General features: G+C 62.6%; 22 protein-coding genes. 9 read left to right on the top strand and 13 right to left on the bottom strand.

Features of this window, described 5'->3' with window-relative positions:
- Window positions 1-18 precede the first annotated feature (18 nt).
- Together JOD78_RS18650 and JOD78_RS18645 are read right to left on the bottom strand one after the other, a co-directional pair.
- Window positions 19-1,191: a substrate-binding protein gene (locus JOD78_RS18650; RefSeq protein WP_121045222.1), complete on the bottom strand. Its 1,173-nt coding sequence runs from the start codon at window positions 1,189-1,191 to the stop codon at window positions 19-21.
- 78 nt (window positions 1,192-1,269) lie between these two features.
- A complete protein-coding gene (locus tag JOD78_RS18645) occupies window positions 1,270-2,163 on the bottom strand; it encodes a nitrilase family protein (protein ID WP_034336282.1) in 894 nt (297 codons plus the stop codon).
- Between the two features lie 478 nt (window positions 2,164-2,641).
- On the opposite strand from JOD78_RS18645, the gene JOD78_RS18640 reads away from it, so the two are divergent.
- Both JOD78_RS18640 and JOD78_RS18635 read left to right on the top strand, forming a co-directional pair.
- On the top strand, window positions 2,642-2,983 hold the full coding sequence (locus JOD78_RS18640) for a hypothetical protein (protein WP_121045220.1): 342 nt from the start codon (window positions 2,642-2,644) through the stop codon (window positions 2,981-2,983).
- 9 nt (window positions 2,984-2,992) lie between these two features.
- Window positions 2,993-3,391 (top strand): CPCC family cysteine-rich protein, encoded by a 399-nt coding sequence (locus tag JOD78_RS18635; RefSeq protein ID WP_245202206.1) that lies wholly within the window; start codon window positions 2,993-2,995, stop codon window positions 3,389-3,391.
- 127 nt (window positions 3,392-3,518) lie between these two features.
- On the opposite strand, the gene mgtA is transcribed toward JOD78_RS18635, so the two are convergent.
- Entirely contained in the window at window positions 3,519-6,281 is a 2,763-nt protein-coding gene (mgtA, locus tag JOD78_RS18630; protein WP_121045218.1) for a magnesium-translocating P-type ATPase, read from the bottom strand.
- 885 nt (window positions 6,282-7,166) lie between these two features.
- Between mgtA and JOD78_RS18625 the strand changes: the two genes are divergently transcribed.
- Entirely contained in the window at window positions 7,167-7,349 is a 183-nt protein-coding gene (locus tag JOD78_RS18625) for a hypothetical protein (protein ID WP_006462830.1), read from the top strand.
- A gap of 212 nt (window positions 7,350-7,561) precedes the next feature.
- Here the strand turns inward: JOD78_RS18625 and JOD78_RS18620 are convergent, their stop codons facing one another.
- Entirely contained in the window at window positions 7,562-8,800 is a 1,239-nt protein-coding gene (locus JOD78_RS18620) for a diguanylate cyclase (RefSeq protein WP_245202204.1), read from the bottom strand.
- 362 nt (window positions 8,801-9,162) lie between these two features.
- Here JOD78_RS18620 and dacB point away from each other — a divergent pair, with 362 nt between their 5' ends.
- The gene (gene dacB / locus JOD78_RS18615; RefSeq protein ID WP_121045216.1) at window positions 9,163-10,611 is read left to right on the top strand and encodes a D-alanyl-D-alanine carboxypeptidase/D-alanyl-D-alanine-endopeptidase; all 1,449 of its coding nucleotides are present in this window, start codon (window positions 9,163-9,165) and stop codon (window positions 10,609-10,611) included.
- 307 nt (window positions 10,612-10,918) lie between these two features.
- Here dacB and JOD78_RS18610 read toward each other — a convergent pair whose 3' ends face one another.
- The 3 genes from JOD78_RS18610 to JOD78_RS18600 are packed head-to-tail and all read right to left on the bottom strand — an operon-like array spanning window position 10,919 to window position 12,929.
- Window positions 10,919-11,452: a TPM domain-containing protein gene (locus JOD78_RS18610; protein ID WP_134137461.1), complete on the bottom strand. Its 534-nt coding sequence runs from the start codon at window positions 11,450-11,452 to the stop codon at window positions 10,919-10,921.
- 1 nt (window position 11,453) lies between these two features.
- Window positions 11,454-12,314 carry a TPM domain-containing protein gene (locus JOD78_RS18605; RefSeq protein WP_204725816.1) on the bottom strand — a complete coding sequence of 287 codons (861 nt, stop codon included), beginning with the start codon at window positions 12,312-12,314 and terminating at the stop codon, window positions 11,454-11,456.
- A gap of 21 nt (window positions 12,315-12,335) precedes the next feature.
- Window positions 12,336-12,929 (bottom strand): LemA family protein, encoded by a 594-nt coding sequence (locus tag JOD78_RS18600; RefSeq protein WP_039784541.1) that lies wholly within the window; start codon window positions 12,927-12,929, stop codon window positions 12,336-12,338.
- A gap of 165 nt (window positions 12,930-13,094) precedes the next feature.
- Between JOD78_RS18600 and pyrF the strand changes: the two genes are divergently transcribed.
- Complete coding sequence (gene pyrF / locus JOD78_RS18595) at window positions 13,095-13,913, top strand: orotidine-5'-phosphate decarboxylase (protein WP_121045205.1); 819 nt, start codon at window positions 13,095-13,097, stop codon at window positions 13,911-13,913.
- Window positions 13,914-13,986: 73 nt separating this feature from the next.
- Here pyrF and JOD78_RS18590 read toward each other — a convergent pair whose 3' ends face one another.
- The 3 genes from JOD78_RS18590 to thiL form a co-directional block, all read right to left on the bottom strand.
- The gene (locus JOD78_RS18590) at window positions 13,987-14,469 is read right to left on the bottom strand and encodes a CinA family protein (RefSeq protein ID WP_088754874.1); all 483 of its coding nucleotides are present in this window, start codon (window positions 14,467-14,469) and stop codon (window positions 13,987-13,989) included.
- Window positions 14,470-14,608: 139 nt separating this feature from the next.
- Window positions 14,609-15,154 carry a phosphatidylglycerophosphatase A gene (locus JOD78_RS18585; RefSeq protein ID WP_134137458.1) on the bottom strand — a complete coding sequence of 182 codons (546 nt, stop codon included), beginning with the start codon at window positions 15,152-15,154 and terminating at the stop codon, window positions 14,609-14,611.
- Entirely contained in the window at window positions 15,151-16,116 is a 966-nt protein-coding gene (gene thiL, locus JOD78_RS18580) for a thiamine-phosphate kinase (RefSeq protein WP_134137457.1), read from the bottom strand. The genes JOD78_RS18585 and thiL overlap by 4 nt, the downstream gene beginning before the upstream one ends.
- Window positions 16,117-16,518: 402 nt before the next feature.
- Here thiL and JOD78_RS18575 point away from each other — a divergent pair, with 402 nt between their 5' ends.
- From JOD78_RS18575 to JOD78_RS18560, 4 genes are all read left to right on the top strand, one after another.
- Window positions 16,519-18,831 (top strand): NADP-dependent malic enzyme, encoded by a 2,313-nt coding sequence (locus JOD78_RS18575; RefSeq protein WP_134137456.1) that lies wholly within the window; start codon window positions 16,519-16,521, stop codon window positions 18,829-18,831.
- Window positions 18,832-19,255: 424 nt separating this feature from the next.
- Complete coding sequence (locus JOD78_RS18570) at window positions 19,256-20,647, top strand: MFS family transporter (RefSeq protein ID WP_121045197.1); 1,392 nt, start codon at window positions 19,256-19,258, stop codon at window positions 20,645-20,647.
- A 108-nt stretch (window positions 20,648-20,755) separates the two neighbouring features.
- Window positions 20,756-22,576, top strand: a complete 1,821-nt coding sequence (locus tag JOD78_RS18565) for an ATP-binding protein (RefSeq protein ID WP_121045195.1) — start codon at window positions 20,756-20,758, stop codon at window positions 22,574-22,576.
- Complete coding sequence (locus JOD78_RS18560) at window positions 22,569-23,900, top strand: sigma-54 dependent transcriptional regulator (protein WP_121045193.1); 1,332 nt, start codon at window positions 22,569-22,571, stop codon at window positions 23,898-23,900. Before JOD78_RS18565 ends, JOD78_RS18560 begins: the two co-directional genes overlap by 8 nt.
- A 104-nt stretch (window positions 23,901-24,004) precedes the next feature.
- On the opposite strand, the gene JOD78_RS18555 is transcribed toward JOD78_RS18560, so the two are convergent.
- From JOD78_RS18555 to JOD78_RS18545, 3 genes are read right to left on the bottom strand one after another with little or no spacing between them, the layout of a single operon-like run.
- The gene (locus JOD78_RS18555; RefSeq protein WP_121045191.1) at window positions 24,005-24,667 is read right to left on the bottom strand and encodes a DUF799 domain-containing protein; all 663 of its coding nucleotides are present in this window, start codon (window positions 24,665-24,667) and stop codon (window positions 24,005-24,007) included.
- The gene (locus JOD78_RS18550) at window positions 24,664-25,035 is read right to left on the bottom strand and encodes a DUF4810 domain-containing protein (RefSeq protein ID WP_121045189.1); all 372 of its coding nucleotides are present in this window, start codon (window positions 25,033-25,035) and stop codon (window positions 24,664-24,666) included. The genes JOD78_RS18555 and JOD78_RS18550 overlap by 4 nt, the downstream gene beginning before the upstream one ends.
- 29 nt (window positions 25,036-25,064) lie before the next feature.
- Window positions 25,065-25,733, bottom strand: a complete 669-nt coding sequence (locus JOD78_RS18545) for a CsgG/HfaB family protein (RefSeq protein WP_204725811.1) — start codon at window positions 25,731-25,733, stop codon at window positions 25,065-25,067.
- Window positions 25,734-25,765 lie beyond the last annotated feature (32 nt).

The raw sequence follows: 25,765 nt of genomic DNA, 5'->3' as shown, positions 1-25,765 counted from the left end.
CGGTCCTGCCTGCCGCCATCACTTGATGCTCGGGCACTGGTTGCCGGGGTCGACGCTGGCGAAGGTCTCCAGAATACGGATCGATCCGTCGGCCTGCACCTGGCCCAGGCGCATGGAAAGCGGCGCATGATGGCTCTTGTTCATCGCCACCGTGCCACGCGGACCGTTGAACGACACTTCGCCGAGCGCCTTGCTCACCTTGTCGCTGTCAGTCGATCCGGCTTTCTCGACGGCGGCCTTGTACAGATAGAAGGCTTCGTACTGGGGCTCGGACAATTCATTGGGGGTCTTCAGGTCGGCGCCGAATTTTTTCTTCAGCGCGTCCATGAATTTCCTGTTTTCCGCCGTATCGATGCTGGTCAGGTAAGAAGCCGACATGTAGAGCCCGGTGGCGGCATCGCCCATGGTCCTGGCGGTACCCTCGTCAATGGCGAGGTTGCCGTAGGGTAGCGTCAGACCGGCTCCCTTGAGCTGCTTCGCCAGCGACACATTGGGTGCGCCGCCGGCGGTGGCGCTGATCAGGGCGTCCGGCTTGCTGGCACGGATCTTCGAAACTACCGTGGTCCAGTCGCTGCCGTCGATGGGCAGGTATTCTTCGCCGACGACCTTGCCGCCTTTCTGCTCGATGTACTTCTTGGTGAATTCCAGCATGCCTCGGCCAAAGGCGTAGTCGCTGCCGACCAGGAAGAAGGTCTTGGCATTCATGGACTTGCTGAAGTAATCCACTACCGGCGCCACCTGTTGCTCCGGCACCCAGCCGTTGGCGTACATCCATTTATTGCACGAGCGACCTTCGTAGAAGGACGTGTAGATGTAAGGTACCTTGCCGCGGCTGATCACCGGCAGCGCGGCATTGCGTGCGGCGCTGGTTTCCATGGCGATGACGGCGTTGACCCTCTTTTGGAACACCAGCGTATCGAAAGCTTTCTGCGCGCCCACTGCGCCGGAGGCGTCATCGACGATTTCCAGCTCCAGCTTGCGTCCCATGATGCCGCCCGCGGCGTTGATTTCATCGACCGCCAGTTGCGAGGACTGCACTACGGCCGGTGCCACCACGCTGTTGGCACCCGATAGCCCGACCGCCACGCCGATGCGGATGGGCTCGGCGGCGTGGGCCGGCGCAGCTGCGGCAAGCAGGGAAAATGCGACAGCAAATACGCCATGGGGCAGCGCGAAAGTGAATCTGTTCATCATGAACTCCTCAGTCGGTGTGAGTGGATGGATGGAATGGATCCTGAAAGAAAAGCGGTACGGCAAACGGCAAGCGGTTCAGTGCCGCGGCAGCGGCCAACCCGTGCCCAGCATCGGGTCGTAGAGGTCGTCGCGACGGTCGCGCAGCACATGGTTGAAGGGAGTGAGGTGGCGTGCCTGGCGCGACTCCTTGAGATTGAGGCTGGCATACAGTATTTGCTCGCCGTCCTCCGGTGCCGGCCCGGCCAGCGGCCAGCCTTGCGCGCCAATGATCACGCTCTGTCCGATGAAGGGCTGGCCGCGCTCGGTGCCGGTACGGTTGGCGCACACGATGGTGAGCGCGTTGCTATGGGCATTGGCCATCGCCAGTGAAGTTGCCATGGCTTGGCGGTTGTCTGGCTGCCCTGGCATCGGTACCCAGTTGGTTGGCATCGCCACGACGTCAGCACCCTGCATGGCAAGCAACCGATACACTTCCGGGAACCAGCCGTCGTAGCAGATCGCCACGCCCAGTCGTCCCCAGCGTGTGTGGAACAGGGGTAATCCCTTGTCGCCAGCTTCAAAGAACAGATGTTCGTCGCCCCACAGATGCAGCTTGCGGTAGACGCCCAGCCAGCCGTCCGGGCCAATCACCACAGCGGAATTGTAGAGCCGGTCGCCCTCGCGTTCGGCGATGCCGGCCACGACATGGATACCGTTGCGCCGCGCGGCGGCCATCCAGGCCTGGGTGGTGGGGCCGTCGGGCAGGACTTCCGCCAAGGCGAAGGCTTCGGCGCGGCTGGCGAAGACATAGCCGCTGTTGACCAGCTCGGGCAAGACCACCAGCTCGGCCCCCTCGGCGGCGGCGCGATCGATGAAGGCAATGGAACGGGCAACATTCTCTTCCTTGCGGCCAATGTGGGGCTCCATCTGGACGCTTGCCACCTTGATCAATGGAAACGAGGGCGGCGAGGTGTTTTCCTGTGACGACATGCGAATCTCCAAAACAAAAAGCCCCTGACTGCGCTTGATGCGCATGTCAGGGGCTTTCATAGCCGGTATGTATGGTCAGCAATATTGCTGGGAGTACTGCCTGGTGGCGTTCCTAGGCAGCGAGGCGATTATTGCATCACTCAAATGAACGCGTCAATACGTGTCATCATTGCTGGTCGTGTCACACCTTGCCCTTGTAAAGGCGATGTTGTGATCAGCGTCGTCCGAAACGTCAGGCTAACTGAAGAGGGGGAGACGAAAAATCCAGCTGGACTGCTTTCTGTTGCGGTGGTTTTTTTCGCAGGTCGTGCATGGGGCCCAAGTCCCGATATCGATATCCACAGTAGGGAGTATCGTCAGTTATTTCATTAGTGAAGGACTGCTTCCGCCGCTAATATCATGATTCCTTGCTCCCCCAAGATGTATCGCTTTAGCGAGTATGTTCAATCCAAAAAGCACCCATTGATTTCTCGAGCTGATGATCATTGATCGACCTGATTTGCTTCTCTTCATCGTCTTCGCCCCATTAACAGGGGTTTCAATTATTGCGCGTCAGCTTATCCGGGAGTCGCTCTTCGCACGGATCTTGAAAGCAAAAAATTTCCCCATCGGAGCGAGATGGTATTCGATCACGCAAGGTGGGATTGGAACGTCTCTCTCGCGTGAGCTTGTTTGGGGGCCTGCATCAAAAGACATGCTCAAGGAAAAACAGCTACGCTTCTTGATTCTTGCCGCCCGAATGTTCTCGATCACACTCTGTGTGGGTTTTTCAGGAGTGATGCTGACCATGCTTTGGGTAGCACTGCTGCACTATCGGTAGCAGAATCGGATGAACGATTTTGGCCAAAATGAAAGTCCAGACATCATGTTCACCTGCCCCTGCTGTGGCCACGAGGTGTTTTCTGAACCACCAGGTTCTCATGAAATTTGCTCCGTCTGCTTCTGGGAGGACGATGAACTGCAGCTGTACTATCCTTATGCAAGCGGTGCCAATTCCTGCAGCCTGATGGAGGCCCAAGTCAATTTCGTGCAGTTTGGTGCTTGCGACCGAGCAATGGTGAAAACTGCACGCAAGCTCATGGAAGGTAATACGCGAGACGCCGGTTGGTTTCCGCTCCGGGAGCGGCCTGTTGATCTTCCCGGCATCGATGGGATTGAGCGCAAGAGCGTGACATCGCTCGGTGGCCTGTATTGCTGGATTCGACAATCGTGGCCCGATAGCAATTGAAGCGGGCAAGCGGCGATCAACAGGCGCAGAACTCTGCTCACGCAAAAACGCCTGCTCCATCGAGCAGGCGTTTTCATTTCAACTCTGATCAACTCTGATCAGTAACGATCGTTACTGATTCATCAGCTCACTGCCACCCATACCGCCGGGCATACCACCCCTTCATCCCCTGGATCAGCACCGCATAGGCGACCAGGATCGCCACCAGCCACGGGAAGTACGACAGCGGCAGCGCCTCCAGCTTGAAGTAATGCGCCAGCGGCGTCATCGGGATCGCAATGCCGATGGCCATGATGACCAGTGTCATCCCCATCAGCGGCCACGAGGCGCGGCTCTGGAAGAAGGGGATGCGGCGCGTGCGGATCATGTGCACGATCAGCGTCTGCGACAGCAACCCTTCAATGAACCAGCCGGACTGGAACAGGGTTTGATGTTCCGGCGTGCTGGCGCCGAAGATATACCACATCAGCGCAAAGGTCGTGATATCAAAGATCGAGCTGATCGGACCGAAGAAGACCATGAAGCGGCCGATGTCGCCGGCATCCCAGCGCTGCGGCTTTTCCAGGAATTCCTTGTCGACGTTGTCGAAGGGAATCGAGATCTGCGAGACGTCATACAGCAGGTTCTGCACCAGCAGATGCAAGGGCAGCATCGGCAGGAAAGGCAGGAAGGCACTGGCAATCAGGACCGAGAAGACATTGCCGAAGTTGGAGCTGGCCGTCATCTTGATGTATTTCAGCATGTTGGCGAAGGTCTTGCGGCCTTCCAGCACGCCTTCTTCCAGCACCATCAGGCTCTTCTCCAGCAGGATCAGATCCGCCGCTTCCTTGGCAATATCCACCGCCGTATCCACCGAGATACCGATGTCGGCAGCACGCAGGGCCGGCGCATCATTGATTCCATCACCCATGAAGCCGACCACGTGTCCGCGATCATGCAGAACGCGCACGATGCGTTCCTTGTGCGCCGGCGAGAGCTTGGCGAAGACCGTCACCGTCTCCACCGCCTGCGACAGCTCCGCATCGCTCATCTTCTCGACATACGAACCCAGCAGCATGCCCTTGACCTCCAGCCCGACCTCACGGCAGATCTTGGCGGTGACCAGTTCGTTGTCGCCGGTCAGGATCTTGACCTTCACGCCATGCGCACGCAATGCGGCCAGGGCAGGGGCGGTCGATTCCTTGGGCGGATCGAGGAAGGCGATGTAACCGATCAGCACCAGATCCGATTCGTCAGCCAGGCTGTACACCTCCTTGGTCGGCGGCAAGTCCTTGGCGGCCACGCCGACCACGCGCAGGCCCTCGGCGTTGAGGCTGCCGGTGGTGGCGCGGATCTCTTCCAGCAAGGCCGGGGTCAGCGGTACCACTTCGCCATTGACGCGGGCGCGCGAGCACACCGAGACGATTTCCTCGACCGCACCCTTGCAGATCAGCTCGTGGTGATCCTCGCGCTCGGACACCACCACCGACATGCGGCGGCGCTGGAAGTCGAAAGGAATTTCGTCGACCTTGCGATAGGCCGAGGCGATGGACATTTCACGTTGCAGCTCGGCGTGCTCCAGCACGGCCACGTCCAGCAGGTTCTTCAGGCCGGTCTGGTAATAACTGTTCAGGTAGGCGTATTGCAGCACTTCGTCGTCGGGTTCGCCATGAATGTCGGTATGACGTTCCAGGAAAATCTTGTCCTGCGTGAGCGTGCCGGTCTTGTCGGTACACAGCACGTCCATCGCACCGAAGTTCTGGATCGCATCGAGCCGCTTGACGATCACCTTCTTGCGCGACAGTGCCACCGCGCCCTTGGCCAGGGTCGAGGTCACGATCATGGGCAGCATCTCGGGCGTCAGGCCTACGGCCACGGAGAGACCGAACAGGAAGGCTTCCACCCAGTCGCCCTTGGTGAAACCGTTGATGAAGAACACCACCGGCGTCATCACCAGCATGAAGCGGATCAACAGCCAGCTGACCTTGTTGACGCCCGCCTGGAAGGCAGTCGGCGTGCGGTCAGTGGCGGTGACGCGCTCAGCCAGCGCACCAAAATACGTGCGCTTGCCGGTGGTCAGCACCACGCCCGTAGCCGAGCCGCTGACGACGTTGGTGCCCATGAAGCAGAGGTTGTCCAGCTCCAGCGGGCTGCTGGTGTTGAGGTTGCTGGGGGTGACGAATTTTTCTACGGGCAGCGATTCGCCGGTCATCGCGGCCTGGCTCACGAACAGGTCCTTGGCGGCCAAGAGGCGCAGGTCAGCGGGGATCATGTCGCCCGCCGAGAGCAGCACGATATCGCCCGGCACCAGCTTGTGGATCGGTACCTCGACGCGGCGCGCGCCCTTGGGGTGCAGCAACACGTCGAAGTAACGCTGCGCTTCGGCGGCGATCTCTTCGACCTGGTCGTGGCGCATCACGGTCGCGGTGTTGCTGACCATGGCCTTGAGCTTGTCGGCGGCGGTGTTGGAACGTGCTTCCTGCACGAAGCGCAGCAAGGTCGAGACCACCACCATGGTGCCGATGACGATGGCGGCCTTCATGTCCTCGGTGTAGAAGGAGACCGCGGCCAGCAGGGTCAGCAGCAGGTTGAAGGGGTTTTTGTAGCAGTGCCAGAGGTGGACGTACCAGGTCAGCGGCTTTTCGTGCTCGACTTCATTGGGGCCGCTGTGTTCACGGATGGCATCGGCTTCCGCTTCGGTCAGGCCGTCGGGGCGCGACTGCAGGCGCTGCAGCAGGGCCTGGGCTTCGCTGCGGGAGGCTTCGCTCAATTGCTCGGCCAGGGTTTGCGGGACTTCCTTGGTCACCGGGGCGCTGCGGAACATGTCCATGCCCAGGCGGCGGAAGTGACGGTCCATACCGCGTGCGCGGATGAAGCTGACAAAGGTTTCTTTCAGCAGGTTCAGATTCATGGCGTGCTTCTTTTCTTGTTGGGCCTCGTCCCGTGGACGAAGCGGTTTGCATCGCGTCGGCCTGCAGCAGGGCAGGCCGGCATCGGGGTCAGCGCCGTGGACGGCCCCCGCCAAGACGGGCGGCCGGACGCGGCGCGCTGGGTCTTCGCGTGTTCATGATGAATGTGTCTGTCGCATTGCAGCCTCCGCCTGGTTGAGCGGAGACCCTGTCATCGGCACCTGACGGCGGCAACAGACGTGCAGCCGCATGGCGGCTGGCCATGCGGAAGGCGGTGCGTCATGACGCGCGCGGCATCAGGCGAGCCGGCTGCCGGCTCGATGGAGCGGGCAATGCGGTCGCGATGCAGCTGCGTTCTGACGCCGTGTCTGCGGCGGTCGATCGTCGATCTGTCGTTGTGAGGGAATGTCGTTGTCAGCGGCGCTGCTGAAAACCGGCCTGGAAAGACCGCGCGCTGCCGACATGAATTGCCGTCATCTGCCTGGTGCAAGATGACGACAGGATGAAGTCCTGCTGAAATCCTTGCTGAGGCTTAACCCGGAATTAACCGGCAACAACTGTCACCCGAACAAGTGCCCATGAGAGGGACTCCAAAAAATGAGAACGGGCGAATTCTACGCCCGCGCGGAAAACAGGGTCAAGGCAAATTCGCCCGCGTTGCCGAAAATTTGTGCATCTGCAACAAGACGGAGCGGAAGCTTTCTGCTTCACAGCGAGGATGGTGAAGCGGTATTTCGCTGCTCTGGACGCTGCTGTGCAGCACCGATTCTCGCCGGGTGAGCCTTGTCTTCCATGGTGTACGGCCTATACTCGAAACGAGGCAAGCCCGAACAGAGTACGCGCAGTAACCCCGCGCAAAACCAATAAACTCGACCAGGAGACGCATCATGCCCAACCTCATCATGAACAATCTGATGTTCTTCATTCCCATGGCGCTGGCGGGTTTGTTGCTCTGCGGCGAGGTTCCGGTGGCGTCACGGATGGTCCGAACCAGTTTGAGAGCAGTGGGTGCGGTCTTCGGCGCACTGCTTGCGCTTTTAGTACTGGAAGCACTGCCAGTGCTAATTTAGCGGGCTTTCTGCGGCCCGCTTTGCCGCTCGTTGCGGCAGTGGCCGGGGCATCGGCGCAGGCATTTTTTTAGGGAAGTACGCCTATCATTCCGTCATGCTGATCGCCCCGCCTTGATTTCCCTAGGTCGATGTTTTCACAGTGGTCTCGTGGCGGCCCCGAAAACATCGGCCTTTTTTGCGTCCATCGCTTTCGTGGCTTCTTCGCTGCACGCCTATACGCAGCAGGGAGGCGGCGGCTGATTGGGCATGCGCGGCGCGCGCTCCAGCGCCGGATCCCAGACCACCAGGCGATCGCGCCCGGTTTCCTTGGCGCAGTACATGGCGTGGTCGGCGCGTTGCAGCCAGACGAAATGAGCGTCCATGTCCGCAGAGAAGGGCACCAGTCCGGCACTGACCGTACAACCATATAAATTGTTTTCATCATTTCTGGTGCGCGCCGCTTCGATCACCCGCTGTGACAGCGCCAGCGCATCGGCTGGCGACACGTCGCGCAGGATCACGCCGAATTCCTCACCGCCGTAACGTCCGATCGCATCCTGTTCGCGCAGCATGGTCCGCAGCAGGCGCGCGAAGTTGCGCAGCACTTCGTCGCCGATCAGGTGGCCCCAGGTGTCGTTGATGCTCTTGAAGTGGTCCAGGTCCAGCAACAGCAGGAAGGTCTGGTGCTGCGCGGAGCTCTGGCGGTGCAGGCGTTCGAATTCGCCCAGCAGCAGGCTCTCCCAGTAGCGGCGATTGAACAGCAGCGTGAGCCCGTCGAGCTGGCTGACGATTTCGAACTGGCGTGAGCGATCGGCCAGCTTCTTCGACATCAGGTAGGTCGACTGTCCCAGCGCCAGGGGATAGAGCATCATCATCGGCAGGCAGGCGAGGATGGTGGTCAGGTCCGACTGCGGCAGGAAATGCGCACCCAGCAGCCACCATCCCAGCACGCCCGCCACCAGGGTTGCGTACAGGCCGCGCATGAACAGGCGCAGTCCGCCGGCGGCGATATTGTCCATCGACAGCATCGAGATGATGACCGCACTGGGCACCAGGTTGCCCTGCAGCGCTGCAATCCAGAAACCGCCAAAGGCGGCGTCGATCACCAGGTTGCGTCGTTCGGCACGATACGGGATCGCCGACCTGAGGGCCCACTGGCGCGCCAGATGCGGCCACAGGTAGCCATGCACACCCAGCAACAGCCACAGCGGCCATGGCACGGGATGCTGCAGGAAGCCGGCGGCGACGCAGAAAAATCCCACGCCAAGGCCAATCACCCGCAGACGGTAGATGCGCTGCACGAAGCGCACGCCCTTGCCGGCCAGCGCCGCCTGGCTCGCCTCGCCGGAACGCGCGGGACGCTGGCGTAGCAGGGCGATCGGATTGAGTACGTCCAGCAGCAAGGCCAGCAGGCGTGCAGCGGGCGGTCGCGGGGTGGGGCAATCGGGATTGGAGGGGGAGGACATGTTCATGTTTTTCTTTCGTCTGGTCCGCGGGTGATGTCAGCCGGGCCAGCGGTCGCCGGAGTTTCTGGTACGCACGATTACATGCAAGCGATGATTATCAGTCACGCAGCGTAACGCCATCTGGCGGCTGTTCGCAAGCCCGCTCTGCGCTTGCCTTGACCGGGATCTTGCGCACACGGGGAACCGTTTCCGCCGGGCATTGGTCAGTGTCAGGCCGGGCCGTTCACATCGCGTCTTTCAAGCAGGATGAGAACAGACTCTAGTGTCGCATGGCAAGGTGACGCGCCGATGTCGTCATCCCCGCCTGCTGCACCGACGGCCGGTCATGCATCCCCTTATAATGCCTGCTCCTCATTTCCGTCTCCATCATGTTCCGCTTCCCCCGTCTCGTGAAGTCTCCCCGGCTTGGTCTTTCTTCGTTGTGGCTGGCGCTGCTGGCCAGCAGCGCCGTCCCCCTCGTCCATGCACAGGGCTTGCCGCCTGCGGTGGTGGGGGCGCTGCGCGTGGCCCATATTCCGCAGCAGAATACCGGCGTCGTGGTGGTCGATGCCGACAACGGCAAGCGCATGCTGGCGGCCAACAATACCGGGCAGCCATTCAATCCGGCCTCCGTGATGAAGCTGGTGACCACGGATGCCGCGCTCGAAATCCTCGGGCCGACCTATACCTGGAAGACCCAGGCCTACATCGATGGCACGCTTGCCGGGGGCGTGCTCAATGGCGACCTGATCCTCAAGGGCGGGGGCGATCCCAAGCTGGTGCTGGAGAATTTCTGGCTGTTCCTGCGCCAGCTGCGCGCACGCGGCATCAAGGACATTCGCGGCAACCTGGTGCTGGATCGTACGTATTTTGCGGAGTCCAGCTATGACCCCTCGCAGTTCGATGGCGATCCGCAAAAGCCATACAACGCCGGCCCCGATGCCCTGCTGATGAATTACCGCACCCAGGCTTTCCGTTTTGAGCCGGATGCCGCCAGTGGCGTGGTCAGCGTGAGCATGGATCCACCGATGGCCGGCATCACCGTCACGCCGCCGCGCTTGTCGCAGGAGCCCTGCGGCGACTGGCAGGGCAAGCTGAAGATGAACAACGACCCCAACGCCGTCAGTTTCACCGGCAGCTACAGCGCCGACTGCGGGCCGCGCGTGTGGTATGTCCATCCGTATCGCATGAACAATGTGCAGTATGTAGGCGCGAGTTTTGTACAAATGTGGGCCGACCTCGGCGGCAGTTTTGCCGGGCGTGTGGTCAACGGGCAGGTCACGCCTTCGGCGCGGCTGATGGTGGAAGTGCAGTCGCCGCCGTTGCCGGAAGTCATCCGCGACATCAACAAGTACAGCAACAACGTGATGGCGCGCCAGGTGCTGCTGACGCTGGGGGCGGAGATGACCGGCCAGCCCGGTGACACCGTCAATGCCGCGCGCGCGGTGCGCGGCTGGCTCAATGACAAGGGCATCGATACCAATGGCCTGGCCATCGAGAACGGCGCCGGTCTTTCGCGCGTGGAGCGCGTCACGCCGGCGCTGCTGGCCAGCGTGCTGGTACAGGCCTACCGTTCGCCGTTGATGCCGGAATTCGTCTCCTCGCTGCCGCTGGTCGGTTACGACGGCACCATGCGCCGTCGCCTGAAGACGCAAAGCGTGGCCGGACAGGCGCACATCAAGACGGGCACGCTCAATGACGTGCGTTCGATTGCGGGCTATGTGCAGGCGGCCTCGGGCAAGACTTATGTGGTGGTGTTCCTGATCAATCACGCTGCTGCGCCGAATGGGCAGCAGGCGCAGGATGCCTTGTTGCAGTGGGTCTACGAAAACGGTTGAGATGAAGAACGGGCGGCTTCAATCGCAGCCGCCGCCTCCGCCATCACCCCCTCCGCCGCCATCCCCGCCGCCGCAGTCGCCCCCGCTTCCTCCGTCAGAGCCACTGCCGGAGCTGCTGACGTCGCCGGCCCAGCCAGCGCCGTTGCTTGCAGGAACACCCGGTGAGCTATAGCGTGCCTTGGTGTAATAGGAGGGAGCGCGATAATGCACGGGTGGCTGCGGCCGGGGCATCACGCGGCGCATGATCATGCGCAGGAGCAGCAACAGTGCGGCAAGCGCCACCAGCCAGAACAGTATTTTCATGGCATCAAAGTAGCAAGGGTTTGTCCGAGAGTTCGTTGTGCAGCTCGTCGCGGCCCCCAGGGTCGCGCGGCAAGACCTTCGCCAGGATGGCGTGCAGGCTGGCGAGTGCCTGCAGTGTGCTGGCCTCGTATTGGCCGGCGGCATATCCGGCAGTCATCTGCTTGCACACCTGCTGCCATTGCTCCCGCGTGACGCGGGCGTTGATGCCGCGATCAGCCACGATCTCGACCTTGCGGTCGGCCAGGTTGAGATAGACCAGCACGCCGCAGTTTTCTTCGGTATCCCAGATGCGGTAATGCGAAAACAGCTCATGCGCGCGCTGCCGCGCGCTCTCGCCGCGCCGCACTGCGCCCAGCGTGAGCGCGGCTTCGACGATCACGCGCACTTGCGCGCGATGCTGCCGCTCACCTTCGCCGATGCTGGCCTGGATCGCCTTGAGGGTGGAAGAGGGAAAGATGCGCCGTGCCGCCGCACGCGTCATGCGCAAGTGGCGCAACATGCGCGCAAACAGGGAAGGGGATGCGTTGTTGTGCGCCATGTCACCAGTCTCCCGAGGCACCGCCGCCATCGAATGTGCCGCCACCGCCGGAGAAGCCGCCGCCGGATGATCCGCCAAATCCACCACCGAAGCCGCCGCCACCCGAACGCGAACCGCCCCGTCCGGAACTGGCCTGGCGCAAGGCCTCGTCGACCAGGCTGCCGATGATGACGCCGGCGGTCGTGCTGCCGCCGCGGCCCCAGTCATTGCTGTTGAGGGCATTGCGGCTGCTGCGGCGCGACTTGAGCAATACCGTGAAGAACACGACCAGGAACAGCCCGATCACCATCAGCGTGATCCATCCGCCGCCATCATCGGTCTGTACCGCACTGGACGAGCGCTTGGCCGGTGGCAGCTTTTCCTGTTCCAGCAAGGTGGTGATGGCCGTCACTCCCGCCGCCAGCCCGCCATAGAAATCGTTCTGGCGGAAATGCGGGGCGATCACGTCTTCCAGGATGCGTTTGGATTGCGCATCCGTGAGGCTGCCCTGTACCCCACGCCCTGCTTCGATGCGCAGGCGGCGCAGGGATTTGGGATTGTCCTTGGCGACGATCAGGATCACGCCGTCATCGACGCCCTTGCGGCCCAGCTTCCAGGCCTCGGCCACGCGGATGCTGTATTGCTCGATGGCTTCGGGCGCGGTGGAGGACATCAGCAACACGCCGATCTGGCTGCCGGTGCGCTGTTCGATCTCGGCCAGAACGCCTTCGAGGGCCTGGCGCTGCTGCGGCTGCAGCAGGTGGACCTGGTCGATCACGTGGGCCGATAGCGGCGGCACCGGCACCAGGCCGTCATCGGCACGGGCCGGGGCGGCCAGCGCGATCCACGCCAGCAGCCAGCAGGTCAGGAGCAGCTTGCGCATGGCCAATCTGGGCTCCTGTGCTTACTTGCCGAAGTTGACCGCGGGCGCGGTCGAGATGGCTTTTTCGTTTTCTACCGTGAACGAGGGTTTGACTTCATAGCTGAACAGCTTGGCCGTGATGTTGGTGGGGAAGCTGCGCGCCAGGATGTTGTAATCCTTCACAGCGGCAATATAGCGCTGGCGGGCTACGGTGATGCGGTTTTCGGTGCCTTCCAGCTGGGATTGCAGGTCGCGGAAGCTGGTGTCGGCCTTCAACTGCGGGTAGTTCTCGGAGACCGCCATCAGGCGCGACAGCGCCGACGACAATTGCCCCTGTACTTCCTGGAATTTGGCAAAGGCCTTGGGGTCGTTGAGCACTTCCGGGGTGATCTGGAAGCTGGTGGCCGCAGCGCGGGCGCGGGTGACGGCTTCCAGGGTGTCCTTCTCGTGCGAGGCATAGCCCTTTACGGTGTTGACCAGGTTCGGGATCAGGTCGGCGCGGCGCTGGTACTGGTTGACCACTTCGCCCCAAGCCGCCTTGGTGGCTTCATCCTTGGCCTGGAATTCGTTGTAGCCGCAGCCGGAGAGGGTGAGGGCCGTCATGGCAATGGCCAGCCAGGCGAAGAGTTTTTTCATGTTGTTTTCCTCGTAGCAAAAAGTGAAGCAAAGGGAGCGCATGAGACCATGCAAACCTCCTGAAGTGCCCGATGTTCCGTGAAAAACCCTGAACATCAGTCAAAAATCGAGGTCTGGACAGGCCGGCGCGCTACAATAGCGCATCTTTCAGTTAAAGGCATCACCGTGACATTCATCGAGAAACTCAACGCTGCGTGGACTTCGCGCAATTCCCTGCTGTGCGTCGGCCTGGACCCCGACCTCAAGAAATTCCCCGCCGAGCTGCAGGGCAAGCCGGACGCGATCTTCGAATTCTGCCGCGCCATCATCGATGCCACCGCCGAAGCCGCCTGTGCCTTCAAGCCGCAGATCGCCTATTTCGCTGCCCTCGGCGCGGAAGAGCAGCTGGAGCGCATCTGCGCCTACCTGCGCACGAACTACCCCGAGATCCCGCTGGTGCTCGATGCCAAGCGCGGCGACATCGGCGCCACTGCCGAGCAGTATGCCCGCGAAGCTTTCGAGCGCTATGACGCCGACGTCGTCACGGTCAGCCCCTACATGGGCTGGGACTCGGTCTCGCCCTATCTGGAATGGAAGGATCGCGGCGTGATCGTGCTGTGCCGCACCTCCAACGCCGGTGGTTCCGACCTGCAATTCCTGGAAGTCGATGGCAAGCCGCTGTACCAGCACGTGGCGCGCCTGGTGGCCGAGAAGTGGAATACCAATGGCCAGTGCGGCCTGGTGGTCGGTGCCACTTTCCCGCACGAACTGGCGCAGGTGCGCGCCATCATCGGCGACATGCCGCTGCTGGTGCCGGGCGTGGGTGCCCAGGGGGGCGACGTGCAAGCGACGGTCACCTCCGGCAAGACGGCCTCGGGCACGGGCATGATGATCAATTCTTCACGTGCCATCCTCTACGCCAAGCCGGAAGCCGGCGAAGATTTCGCCGCTGCGGCGCGCCGGGTGGCCATCCAGACGCGTGACGAGATCAACCGCTTCCGCTGATCCGCGCAAGCACAGATGAAGAAAAAGGCGGCGACTCCATGGGAGCGCCGCCTTTTTCTTCATGCGTGCCGCTTCAGTCTGCCAGAAGCTTCAGCAAGCCCTTGAGCGAATGTTCCACGGTCTGGGCCCGTACCTGCTGGCGGTCGCCCTTGAAGACCAGGCGTTCGGTATAGGTCTTGTCGCCCACGCGCCAGCCGAAGCAGACCGTGCCAACCGGCTTGCCCGGTACCGCACCGCCGGGGCCGGCGATGCCGGTGGTGGAGACGGCCACGTCCGAGCTGCTGTTGGCCACTGCCCCTTCGGCCATGGCACCGGCGATTTCCTCGCTGACTGCGCCATGCTGGGCGATCAGGGCTTCGGAAATATCCAGCAATTCGTTCTTGGAAGCATTCGAATAGGTCACGAAACCGCAATCGAACCATTCCGAGGATCCGGCGATTTCAGTGATGGCGTGGGCGATGCCGCCACCGGTACAGGATTCTGCAGTGGCCAGGAGCAGGCCTTTGGCTTTGAGGGTGTGGCCGACGCGGGTGGCCAGGTCCAGGGTGCTGTCCATGAGTGTCATCCTCGGCTGTGCCGCAGTCTGCCCAGGGTGGCGGGCGCGCTGCGGTCGGTTGATCAACGACGTGCGTGAACTAGCATACTCCGATGTCAGGAAATGTTGTATCGGACAAGCTCCGATTGTTCACTTCCCGTTACCAATAAGTGCGCCAAAACGCGAACACCAGCAAGGTGTAGAAGGCCGCCACGATGTCATCCCACATCACGCCGAAACCGCCCTTGAAGCGCCGGTCGAACCAGGCGATCGGGGGCGGCTTGACCATGTCGAAGAAGCGGAACACCACAAAAGCCGCGAACTGCGTCTTCAGGCTGGCCGGCATCACCAGCACCAGCACCAGCCAGAAGGCGATGATCTCATCCCACACCATGCTGCCGTCATCGGGCGAATTGAGCGCCTGCCCGGTACGATGGCAGGCCCAGATGCCGATGATGAACCCGGCCGCAATGATCGCCAGCCAGTTGGCCGCCGTGAAGACGTGCGGCCAGCGTGTCGACAGCACCACGTAGGACAGCCATGCGAAGAGCGTTCCGGCCGTGCCCGGCATGATGGGCGAGAGGCCGCTGCCGAAGCCCTGGGCGATCCAGTGGGCCGGATGCGCCAGCATGAAGTGCGGGGTCGGCTTGCGTTTGCGGGGAGAGGCCGAAGGCGGCGGCGGGAAGGGCGAAGAAGCTGGGTTCATGAACGGAAATGATCGAAGGAATCCGGTGTGTCCTGCAGCGGTTCACCAGCGGCATCCAGCAGCCGCAGACCGGCCTGCGCATCGATCTGGCCGATGCGGGTGACGGTGGTGCCGGCGGACTGGGCCGCCTTCAGGACCGCCTCGCGCTGGCGCGCCGGGGCAGTGAAGCAAAGTTCGTAATCGTCGCCACCGGACAAGGTAAAGCGGCGGCGCAGGTGCAGGTCGCGCTGCTGCAAGGCCGGGCCGGGCGGCAGGGCGTCCACGTCCAGCGTCGCCCCCACATGTGAACGATCGAGGATGTGGCCGAGGTCGCCCGCCAGGCCATCGGAGATGTCGATGGCGGCATGGGCTATGCCGCGCAGGGCCAGACCCAGCGCCACGCGCGGGGTAGGCGCATGCATGCGCGGGGCAGCCAGCTGCAGCGCTTCGCTGTTGATGTCGAATTCCTGGCGGTAGCCGGCCAGTGCCAGACGGGCATCGCCCAGCGTGCCGGAGACCCAGATGTCATCGCCCGCACGGGCAGCATCGCGGCGCAGCGCCTGTAACGGTGGCACTTCACCGAAGACCGTGATGCTGATGGTCAGCGGGCCCTTGGTGGTGTCGCCGCCGATGAGCTCGCAGCCATGGGCATCGGCCAGCGCCAGCATGCCTTGCGAGAACGGTGCCAGCCAGTCAGCGCGGGCTTCCGGCAAGGCCAGGGCCAGCGTGAAGGCGATCGGCTGCGCGCCCATGGCGGCCAGGTCGGAGAGATTGACGGCCAGGCACTTGTGGCCCAGCAGCAGGGGATCGGCATCCGGGAAGAAGTGGCGGCCTGCCACCAGCATGTCGCTGGAAATGGCCAGCTGCATCCCCGGGGCCGGTGTCATCAGCGCGCAGTCGTCACCCACACCCAAGGCCGTGCGGCTGTCAGGAGCGGGCGGGCGGCTGAAATAGCGCGCGATGAGTTCGAATTCGGAAAGCATGGCGCGATTGTAACCAATCCGTCACGGCTTCAGGCGCACAATATCCCGGCGACGACGCATGTTGCGATGCAGCGCAAATTGCCTTGATGTGGCGTTACGGCAGGACGCAAGTGAGGCGAGTGAAGGGATAGGGGTTTTCCCCAATACCGGATAGTCAAGGGCGGTGTCAGCCTCTCGTACGGGAAATCAAGCTGCGCGCAACTGCGCACATCAGGCGACAACTGGTCGTCATCTGGCTCCGGAAAGGCCATGTTCGCGGTCATCACGGGTTTGGGGTGACAGGCCGCAAAGCCAGTCCGGAAAAGGCTTTGCGCGGAGCAGCATGAGCCCGGCGGCCTATGATTGAAGGCCGACCTCTGCTAGAATCGACCCCCTTCGCAAGTCAACTAGAGAATACAGAGTATGGATTCGATGATCAGTAAGAAAGAAGAAGTGCGTCAGCAACTTCGTCAGGCAGCGCTGGATTACCATGAGTTTCCGACCCCGGGCAAGATCGCGGTCACGCCCACCAAGCTGCTGACCAACCAGCGTGATCTCTCCCTCGCGTATTCTCCGGGCGTGGCGGCGGCCTGCGAAGAAATCGTCGCCGACCCGCTCAACGCCTTCCGCTACACCGCCCGTGGCAACCTGGTGGCCGTGATCACCAACGGTACCGCCGTGCTGGGCCTGGGCAACATCGGTGCGTTGGCTTCCAAGCCGGTGATGGAAGGCAAGGGCGTGCTGTTCAAGAAGTTCGCCGGCATCGACGTCTTCGACATCGAAATCAATGAAACCGACCCGGACAAGCTGATCGACGTCATCGCGGCCCTGGAGCCGACCTTCGGCGGCATCAACCTGGAAGACATCAAGGCGCCGGAATGCTTCTACATCGAGCGCAAGCTGCGCGAGAAGATGAAGATCCCGGTCTTCCACGATGACCAGCACGGTACCGCCATCATCGTCGGCGCGGCCATCCTGAACGGCCTGAAAGTCGTCAACAAGGACATCAAGAACGTCAAGCTGGTGGTCTCCGGCGCGGGCGCAGCGGCGCTGGCCTGCCTGGACCTGATCGTCGATTTGGGCTTCCCGATCGAAAACATCTTCGTCACCGACCTGGCCGGCGTGGTCTACAAGGGCCGCAAGGAACTGATGGACCCGGACAAGGAACGTTTCGCCCGCGAAACCGACGCCCGCACCCTGGCCGAAGTGATCCCGGATGCCGACATCTTCCTGGGCCTGTCCGCTGCCGGCGTGTTGAAGCCCGAGATGGTCAAGCAGATGGCGGCCCGTCCGCTGGTGCTGGCCCTGGCCAACCCGACCCCGGAAATCCTGCCGGAAGAAGTGATGGCCGTGCGTGACGACGCCATCATCGCCACCGGCCGTTCGGATTATCCGAACCAGGTCAACAACGTGCTGTGCTTCCCCTACATCTTCCGCGGCGCGCTCGATTCGGGTGCCACCACCATTACCCGCGAGATGGAGATCGCAACCGTCCACGCCATCGCCGAGCTGGCCCAGGCCGAGCAGTCCGATATCGTGGCCTCGACCTATGGCATCGCCAACCTGTCCTTCGGCCCGGAATACATCATTCCCAAGCCCTTCGACCCGCGCCTGATGATCAAGATCGCGCCGGCCGTGGCGCGTGCTGCCGAAAGCTCCGGCGTGGCCGCCCGTCCGATCCAGGACATGGATGCCTACATCGAGAAGCTGGAACAGTTCGTCTACCACAGCGGTACCTTCATGCGCCCGATCTTCCAGGTCGCCAAGAAGGCTGCCGAGGCCAAGAAGCGCATCGTCTACGCCGAAGGTGAAGAAGAGCGCGTGCTGCGTGCCGTCCAGGTGATCGTCGATGAAAACCTGGCCAAGCCCATCCTGGTGGGCCGTCCGGAAGTGCTGGAACAGCGCATCAAGAAGTTCGGCCTGCGCCTGCGTGCCGGCACCGACTTCGAGGTCATCAACCCCAACTTCGACAACCGCTACCGCGATTACTGGCAGAGCTTCCTGGAGATGTCGCGCCGCAAGGGTGTCACCGAGCAGTACGCCAAGCTGGAAATGCGCCGCCGCCATACCCTGATCGGCTCCATGGCCATCCACAAGGGCGATGCCGACGGCATGATCTGCGGCACCTACGGCACCACCCAGCTGCACCTGCACTACATCGACCAGGTGCTGGGCAAGCGTGAAGGCGTGAACGTTTATGCCGCGATGAATGCGGTGATCCTGCCCAATCGCCAGCTGGTGATGGTGGACACCCACGTCAACGAAAACCCCAACGCCCGCGAGCTGGCCGAGATCACCATGCTGGCCGCTGAAGAAATGCGTCGTTTCGGCCTGCATCCGCGTGCTGCACTGCTGTCGCATTCGAACTTCGGTTCCAGCAACAGCGAATCGGCCCGCAAGATGCGCGAAGCCTTGGCCATCCTGCGCGAAATCGCGCCGGACCTGGAAGTCGATGGCGAAATGCACGGCGATACCGCGCTCGATTCCAAGCTCTTGAATGCGGTGATTCCGGATTCGCCGCTGAAGGGTGACGCCAACCTGCTGGTCATGCCCAACATCGATGCCGCCAACATCGCCTACAACCTGCTCAAGACTGCATCGGGCAACGGTGTGGCCATTGGCCCGATCCTGCTGGGTTGCGCCAAGCCGGTGCATATCCTGACCCCGTCGGCGACCGTGCGCCGCATCATCAACATGACGGCCCTGTGCGTCATGGATGCCTTGTCCGAACGCTGATCGCAGCCTCGGTCGGATCGCAAGACCGTAAAGACCGCAAGACCTTGAAAACGGCGCATGTCGAAAGACATGCGCCGTTTTTCATTGCGCGCCTGGCTGGATTCCCGGACATGCCGCGCAGCAGCATTCCGGGAATCCGCACCGGCTTGGCGGGTTCTTTTTGGCTGATCTTTATAAAACCGTTTGCAATCAATGGCTTGCGATCTGATTGCCCAGCTTTTCGTGCTGGCACGAAGCCTGCAATATGAACATCAAAACAAAAAAGCAAACACGGAGACAGACACCTGATGCGCTCTTGCATCGTCTTCACGCGCCTGGTCCCGCTGGCCTCTGCGTTATGCCTTGTTCCGGTTCAATCAAAGCAAGATGACCCGCCGCACGTCGCGTCCATCGGACGGGCCTGTGGCCATAACAGGAGATCTCCATGAGTGTCACCCCGCAAAGCAGCGCGCCCAGCACCACCAGCACGCCCTTGAGCGCCACCGAATACCGCAAGCGCATCTTCGCCATCCTTGGCGCCTCCTCCGGCAATCTGGTGGAGTGGTTCGACTTCTACGTTTATTCCTTCTGTGCGATCTACTTCGCGCCGGCCTTCTTCCCCAAGGGCGACCCCACCAGCCAGTTGCTGAACACGGCGGGCGTGTTTGCTGCCGGTTTCCTGATGCGTCCCATCGGCGGCTGGCTGTTTGGCCGCATTGCCGACAAGCACGGCCGCAAGACCTCCATGCTGATCTCGGTGCTGATGATGTGCGGCGGCTCGCTGGCCGTGGCCGTGCTGCCGACCTACGCCACCATCGGCGCCTGGGCTCCGGCGCTGCTGTTGCTGGCGCGCCTGTTCCAGGGCCTGTCGGTGGGCGGTGAATATGGCACCTCGGCCACCTACATGAGTGAAGTGGCGCCCAATGGCCGCCGTGGCTTCTTCGCCTCCTTCCAGTACGTGACCCTGATCGGCGGCCAGTTGCTGGCCGTGCTGGTGCTGTTCGCCATGCAGCAGTGGCTGACCAAGGCCGAGCTGATGGCCTGGGGCTGGCGCATTCCCTTCGTGCTGGGCGCGGTCGGTGCGCTGGTGGCGATGTACCTGCGCAGCTCGCTGGCCGAGACCTCCTCGGCCGGTGCCCGCAAGAAGAAGGAAGCCGGTACCCTCAAGGGCTTGCTGCAGCACAAGCGCGCCTTCCTGAACGTGGTGGGCTTCACCGCCGGCGGCTCGCTGATGTTCTACACCTTCACCACCTACATGCAGAAGTACCTGGTCAACACCGCCGGCATGGACCCCAAGGTCGCCAACGGCGTCATGACCGGCGCGCTGTTCGTCTACATGATCCTGCAACCGATCTTCGGTGCCATCTCCGACAAGATCGGCCGCCGCAACTCCATGCTGTGCTTCGCCTTCTTCGGCATGGTCGGCACCTTCCCGATCCTGCACTTCCTCAAGGACGTTTCCAGCCCCGGCGTGGCCATGGCCCTGGCCATCCTGGCCCTGACCATCGTCAGCTTCTACACCTCCATCAGCGGCCTGATCAAGGCCGAGATGTTCCCGCCTGAAGTGCGTGCGCTGGGCGTGGGCCTGTCGTATGCGGTCGGTAACGCCATCTTCGGTGGTTCGGCTGAATTTGTGGCGCTGTCGCTGAAGTCGGCGGGCGTGGAATCGGCCTTCTACTGGTACGTGAGCGCACTGTGCCTGGTGGCGCTGATCATCAGCCTGCGCATGCCGGACCCGCAACGTGACGGCCACCTCAAGGGTGATGTCGCCATGAACCCGGACGATGAGCACGGCGAGGCCGATGCCGCTTCCGGCAAGCTGCACAAGCCAGCCTGATCGGTGCTGGCCCGCGCGCGGCTGCCTGCGGTGGCGCGCGGCGCGCTATCATGACGCCTCCAACGCGGCGCCCTGCGGGGCGCCGCGCTGCTTTTGACCCTATCCTTCATGCGCGCGCGACGAAACCTGCTGATCCTGACCCTCTTCCTGGCGGCCACCTTGCTGGTCTGCGGGCTGACCTATCGCATCGCGCTGGGGCGCGCCGCGAGCGATCAGCAGAATCAGGCCGCCGCGCAATTGCAGATCGCCGCGCTGGACCTGGAATCGATCCTGCAGAAATATGAAGCTTTGCCCTTTGCCCTGGGCTTCCAGTCCGATGTGCGGCAGGTCTTGCAGCATCCCGAGGATGCGCTGTCGGTGGATCGGCTCAATCGCGCGTTCAAGACCATCCAGCAGCAGTCGCGCGCGGTCAATATCTTCATGCTTAACCGCGATGGGGTGACGCTGGCTTCCAGCAACTGGGATGAAGAATTCAGTTACGTCGGCCGCGACTTCGGTTTTCGTCCCTACTTTCGCGAGGCCATCCAGGGCAGGGCGGGGCGCTTCTACGGCATCGGCAACATCTCCAGCGAGCCGGGCTATTTCATCGCCCAGCCCATCTATCGCCGACAGGACCAGGCCGAGGGTGACCTGCCCATCGGGGTGATGGTGGTCAAGGTGGACCTGGCCGAGTTCGAACATACCTGGCGCAGCAGCAGCGATCCGATCACGCTCACCGATGCCGGCGGCGTGGTGTTCCTCAGCAACCGGCCCGAATGGAAGTACCACAGCCTGCAAGCCCTGAGCGCGCCGGTGCAGCGTGAGCTGGAGGGAACCCATCAGTATGCGGACCTGCCCATCACGCCGGTCTCGACCTTGCCGCCGACCTTGCAGCGCGGCTTCGGTACGCATGTATCGCGGCCGGTGGGGCGGCTGGGATGGCAGTTGATGCTGTTTCCCTCGCAGGCGCGCATGCAGCGTTCGGCCATGCTCTCGGCCATGGCGGCCGCGCTCTTCATGGTGGCGCTGGCCATCTCGCTGCTGGCCTGGTACCAGCACCGGCGCCGCCTGCAGGAGCGGCTGGCCTCGCGCAACGCCCTGCGCCGCGCCGCCGAGGAACTGGACCAGAAGATCGCCCAGCGCACCCAGGAACTGACTGCGGCCAACCAGGCCATCGCCGCCAAGTACGCCAAGCTGCAGCAGACCGAGAGCCTGTTGCGCACCACCCAAGATGAACTGGTGCAGGCTGGCAAACTGGCCATGCTGGGCCAGATGGCCGCCGGGATGACGCATGAACTGAACCAGCCGCTGGCCGCCATCCGCGCCTTCGCCGACAACTCGGTGAAGTTTCTGGCACGCGGCCAGAACGCGCAGGTGGCCGAGAACCTGGAACACATCAGCCACGCCAGTGCCAGCATGGGCAAGATCATCGGCCAACTGAAGGGGTTTGCACGCAAGAGCGGGCAAGCCGTGGCGGCCGTCGACTTGCGCCACGCGGTGGAGGCATCGCTACGGCTGCTGTCCAGCGACTTCGAGAAGCAAGAGGTCGAGACGCACATCGCCATGCCGCTGGCTGTGCATGTGACCGGCGACGCCGTGCGCACCGAGCAGGTCATCGTCAATCTCTTGCGCAATGCGCTCGATGCGGTGGAAGAAGCACCCCGCAAGTGCGTCTGCGTGATCCTGGAGGTCGACGCAGAGCGCCAGCAGGCCGTGCTGCGGATCCGCGATTCCGGTGCCGGCATCGCTGATGAGGTAGTGCCGCACCTGTTCGAGCCTTTCTTCACGACCAAGTCGTCGAGCAAGGGGTTGGGACTGGGGCTGGCGATTTCCTCGTCCATCGTCCAGGCCATGAACGGCCAGTTGAGCGCACATAATCATGAACAGGGCGGCGCTGAATTCGTGGTGCGCCTGCCGCTGTTGAAGACGGAGAATGAATCTGATGGATAACCCCGCCGCTGCCCCCAGCGCCTTGCTGATCGAAGATGAACAGGCGGTGCGCCGCGCCACGGCCCAGGCCCTGGAGCTGGAAGGTTTTACGGTGACCGCCTGCGCCAGTGCCGAAGAGGCCCTGCCGCTGCTGACCCGGGATTTCCCCGGCGTGCTGGTGACCGACGTGCGCCTGCCGGGCTGGTCGGGTTTGCAGGTGCTGGCCCATGTCATGCACATCGATCCGGATTTGCCGGTGATCGTGGTCACCGGCCATGGCGATGTCAGCATGGCGGTCGAGGCGATGCGCGCCGGGGCCTATGACTTCGTGGAAAAACCGTTCGGCTCGGACAGCCTGCTGGAGATCGCCCTGCGCGCCCAGGAGAAGCGCAGCCTGGTGCTGGAGAACCGTCGCCTGCGCGAAGCCTGGGCACATGATCCCGAACTGCCGCCGCTGGTGGGCCAGTCACCGGCCATCGAGCGGGTGCGCACGCTGATCCGCAGCCTGGGGCCGGCCGACGTGGATGTGCTCATCAATGGCCAGACCGGCAGCGGCAAGGAAGTGGTGGCGCGCCAGCTGCACGCTGCCAGTGGCCGCAAGGGGCCGTTCGTGGCCCTGAACTGTGGGGCCTTGCCGGAGACGGTGTTCGAGAGCGAGATCTTCGGCCATGAAGCGGGGGCCTTTACCGGTGCCCAGAAGCGCCGCATCGGCAAGCTGGAATATGCCAACGGCGGCACGCTGTTCCTGGATGAAATCGAAAGCATGCCGCTGGCCCTGCAGGTCAAGCTGTTGCGCGTGCTGCAGGAACGCCGTCTGGAGCGGCTGGGAGGCAATGAATCGGTGGCCATCGACTGCCGGGTGGTAGCGGCCAGCAAGGCCGATCTGCTCAAGCTGTCGGCCGAGGGGCAGTTCCGCGAAGACCTGTATTACCGTATCGGTGTGGTTTCCATCGACCTGCCGGCGCTGAACCAGCGCAGCAGCGACATCCCGCTCCTGCTGGCGCATTTCTGCCAGGCCGCAGCGGTGCGCTACCGGCGCGAGGTGCCGTCGTGGACGGCGGCGCAGATGCAGCAGTGGCAGCAGCGCGACTGGCCGGGCAATGTGCGCGAGCTGCGCAATTTCGCCGACCGCTGGGTGTTGGGTGTGGAGCAGATGGCTACCGCTGGTGTACTGCCATCGCCGGCGCTATCGTTGCCGGAGCAGGTGGAGCAGTTCGAGGCCGGGCTGATCGCCGCCGCGCTCAAGGACAGCGAGGGCAGCGTGGCGCAGGCGGCCGAGCGGCTGGGCATTCCGAAGAAGACGCTCTACGACAAGATCCGCAAATATCAGTTGGCCGGGTCTTGACTGCCCTGTGTGCAGATGAAAAAACGCCGCTGCGGTGAGGATCCGCAGCGGCGTTGTGCTGTTCAGCAGAGCTTGCGACGCAAGCATTGCGAGCAGGGGCCTGCTCAGTCCTTCTGGTATTGCGGCGAACGCGGGCCATACAGCAGGCCGTTGTTGCCACCGGCACGCAGCAGGCGGTTGCTGGTCACGCTGGCCATCTTGTAGCTGGCGTCGGTGGTGGTGCTGATGATCTGGTTGACCACGGCCGAGAGCAGTACACCCAGCAGACCATTGTTCTGGTTCTGACGACCTTCCGCACTGGAAGCGCTGGCCGAACCCTGCCACAGGGTCTTGCCGGAACGCAGGTCGACCAGTTTGGCCTCAGCCGACACCACCGTATCGCTCTGCACCACCTTGTAGGAGGTGCCATAGTCGGTGATGTTGATGTAGAGCCCGGCGTCGGCACCGAAGATCTCGCGCAGCTTCTTGACCGGCACCTCGTGAATGTCGGCCGCGTTGGCCAGGCCGTTCTGCTTGAAGGTCTCGCTGGCCAGCGAGACCGGGATCACGTAGTAGCCCGATTCGGCCAGCGGCTGGGTGGCCTGCGCCAGCATGCCGTAGGGGGCGATGACTTCGGAAGAACTGTTCATCGGCGGCAATACCAGGATCGAGGCCGGACGCGCCGCCTTGAACTCGGCATAGTCATACGGCTTTTGCTTGGTGGCGCAGCCCGAAGCCAGCAATGCCAGCAGTAGGGCGCCAAGCGCCTTGAATTTGTTCAGCATCATTTGCTCAATCCCTTCTTGTAGTTGCGCATCAGGAAGTCCATGTAAGGCGCCGATTCCGGGAACAGCGTCTTCTCGGTCTGCAGCTCCTGGATCAGCTGGTCTTCCTTGCCGATGGCGGCGTACAGCATGCCCAGGTGGGCGTGGTAGCCGGGGGGCACGGCGTCGTTGTTGGCGCGCATCTTCTGCAGGTTCTCTTCAAGCGCGGCGATTTCGGCGGCATTGCCGTTGCCTTCGGTCTTGAAGTGTTCGTACAGCTGGTCCTGGTAATTGCCCCAGCCATAGAGGGATTTCTGCTGGTGATTGGCGCAGCCGGAGAGGGCCAGCGCCAGGCCGAGGGCGAACCCGGCAGCGAGTTTCTTGTTCATCATGGTCGGTCTCTTGCGTTCGTGGGAGGGGCTCAGGGCTTCCATGCGCCGGAATCGATACCGGTCACCAGGTTCTGCACCGCTTCGCGGATGGCCAGGTCAAGCACCTTGCCATTGAGCGTGGAGTCGTAGCTGGCGGTGCCGCCGAATCCGACGATCTCGCGGTTGTCCAGGCTGTATTCGCCTGCGCCTTGCGCCGAGTACACCACCTGCGAGGTGTTCACGTCCACGATGTTCAGCGCGACCTTGGCATAGGCCACCTGCGACTTGCCTCGGCCAAGGATGCCGAACAGCTGGCGGTCGCCGGTTTCCTTGCGGCCGAACTCGGTGACGTCACCGGTGACCACATAGTTGGCCCCCTTGAGGGCTTGCGTCTGTTTGTTCAGCTTGGCTTCCTGCGCCAGCTCGCCCATGTTGTCACGGTCCATCACGGAGAAGCGGTTGCTCTGCTGCAGATGGGTGATCAGGATGGTCTTGGCCTGGCCGCCCAGACGGTCCACGCCATCCGAGAAGATGCCGCGCAGATAGCTGGAACGGTTGTCGAACTTGCCGACGGCGATCGGGCTGCGCGCTCCCTGGTAGGCCTGTTGCGCGCTGGCCACCTGGGCCACCGGCAGACTGCGTGAATTCTCCGTGGCGCACCCCCCCAGCGCCGTCACCATGGCAACTACCGCCACGGTCGTGACATACCTGCTAAACATAGTCTTTTCCCCGAATTGTTGATGTCGACAAG

The sequence above is a fragment of the Herbaspirillum sp. 1130 genome (genome assembly GCF_017833835.1).
Classification (GTDB): domain Bacteria; phylum Pseudomonadota; class Gammaproteobacteria; order Burkholderiales; family Burkholderiaceae_D; genus Herbaspirillum; species Herbaspirillum huttiense.
Note: the sequence above shows the minus strand (reverse complement) of the source record. Positions and strands in the feature narration are given on the sequence as shown.

What these genes read in the sequence shown, in the direction of transcription:
- JOD78_RS18650 (WP_121045222.1), bottom strand. Translation starts at nt 1,191, where the DNA reads ATGAACAGATTCACTTTCGCGCTGCCCCATGGCGTATTTGCTGTCGCA.
- JOD78_RS18645 (WP_034336282.1), bottom strand. Translation starts at nt 2,163, where the DNA reads ATGTCGTCACAGGAAAACACCTCGCCGCCCTCGTTTCCATTGATCAAG.
- JOD78_RS18640 (WP_121045220.1), top strand. Translation starts at nt 2,642, where the DNA reads ATGATCATTGATCGACCTGATTTGCTTCTCTTCATCGTCTTCGCCCCA.
- JOD78_RS18635 (WP_245202206.1), top strand. Translation starts at nt 2,993, where the DNA reads ATGAACGATTTTGGCCAAAATGAAAGTCCAGACATCATGTTCACCTGC.
- mgtA (WP_121045218.1), bottom strand. Translation starts at nt 6,281, where the DNA reads ATGAATCTGAACCTGCTGAAAGAAACCTTTGTCAGCTTCATCCGCGCA.
- JOD78_RS18625 (WP_006462830.1), top strand. Translation starts at nt 7,167, where the DNA reads ATGCCCAACCTCATCATGAACAATCTGATGTTCTTCATTCCCATGGCG.
- JOD78_RS18620 (WP_245202204.1), bottom strand. Translation starts at nt 8,800, where the DNA reads ATGAACATGTCCTCCCCCTCCAATCCCGATTGCCCCACCCCGCGACCG.
- dacB (WP_121045216.1), top strand. Translation starts at nt 9,163, where the DNA reads ATGTTCCGCTTCCCCCGTCTCGTGAAGTCTCCCCGGCTTGGTCTTTCT.
- JOD78_RS18610 (WP_134137461.1), bottom strand. Translation starts at nt 11,452, where the DNA reads ATGGCGCACAACAACGCATCCCCTTCCCTGTTTGCGCGCATGTTGCGC.
- JOD78_RS18605 (WP_204725816.1), bottom strand. Translation starts at nt 12,314, where the DNA reads ATGCGCAAGCTGCTCCTGACCTGCTGGCTGCTGGCGTGGATCGCGCTG.
- JOD78_RS18600 (WP_039784541.1), bottom strand. Translation starts at nt 12,929, where the DNA reads ATGAAAAAACTCTTCGCCTGGCTGGCCATTGCCATGACGGCCCTCACC.
- JOD78_RS18590 (WP_088754874.1), bottom strand. Translation starts at nt 14,469, where the DNA reads ATGGACAGCACCCTGGACCTGGCCACCCGCGTCGGCCACACCCTCAAA.
- JOD78_RS18585 (WP_134137458.1), bottom strand. Translation starts at nt 15,154, where the DNA reads ATGAACCCAGCTTCTTCGCCCTTCCCGCCGCCGCCTTCGGCCTCTCCC.
- thiL (WP_134137457.1), bottom strand. Translation starts at nt 16,116, where the DNA reads ATGCTTTCCGAATTCGAACTCATCGCGCGCTATTTCAGCCGCCCGCCC.
- JOD78_RS18575 (WP_134137456.1), top strand. Translation starts at nt 16,519, where the DNA reads ATGGATTCGATGATCAGTAAGAAAGAAGAAGTGCGTCAGCAACTTCGT.
- JOD78_RS18570 (WP_121045197.1), top strand. Translation starts at nt 19,256, where the DNA reads ATGAGTGTCACCCCGCAAAGCAGCGCGCCCAGCACCACCAGCACGCCC.
- JOD78_RS18565 (WP_121045195.1), top strand. Translation starts at nt 20,756, where the DNA reads ATGCGCGCGCGACGAAACCTGCTGATCCTGACCCTCTTCCTGGCGGCC.
- JOD78_RS18560 (WP_121045193.1), top strand. Translation starts at nt 22,569, where the DNA reads ATGGATAACCCCGCCGCTGCCCCCAGCGCCTTGCTGATCGAAGATGAA.
- JOD78_RS18555 (WP_121045191.1), bottom strand. Translation starts at nt 24,667, where the DNA reads ATGATGCTGAACAAATTCAAGGCGCTTGGCGCCCTACTGCTGGCATTG.
- JOD78_RS18550 (WP_121045189.1), bottom strand. Translation starts at nt 25,035, where the DNA reads ATGATGAACAAGAAACTCGCTGCCGGGTTCGCCCTCGGCCTGGCGCTG.
- JOD78_RS18545 (WP_204725811.1), bottom strand. Translation starts at nt 25,733, where the DNA reads ATGTTTAGCAGGTATGTCACGACCGTGGCGGTAGTTGCCATGGTGACG.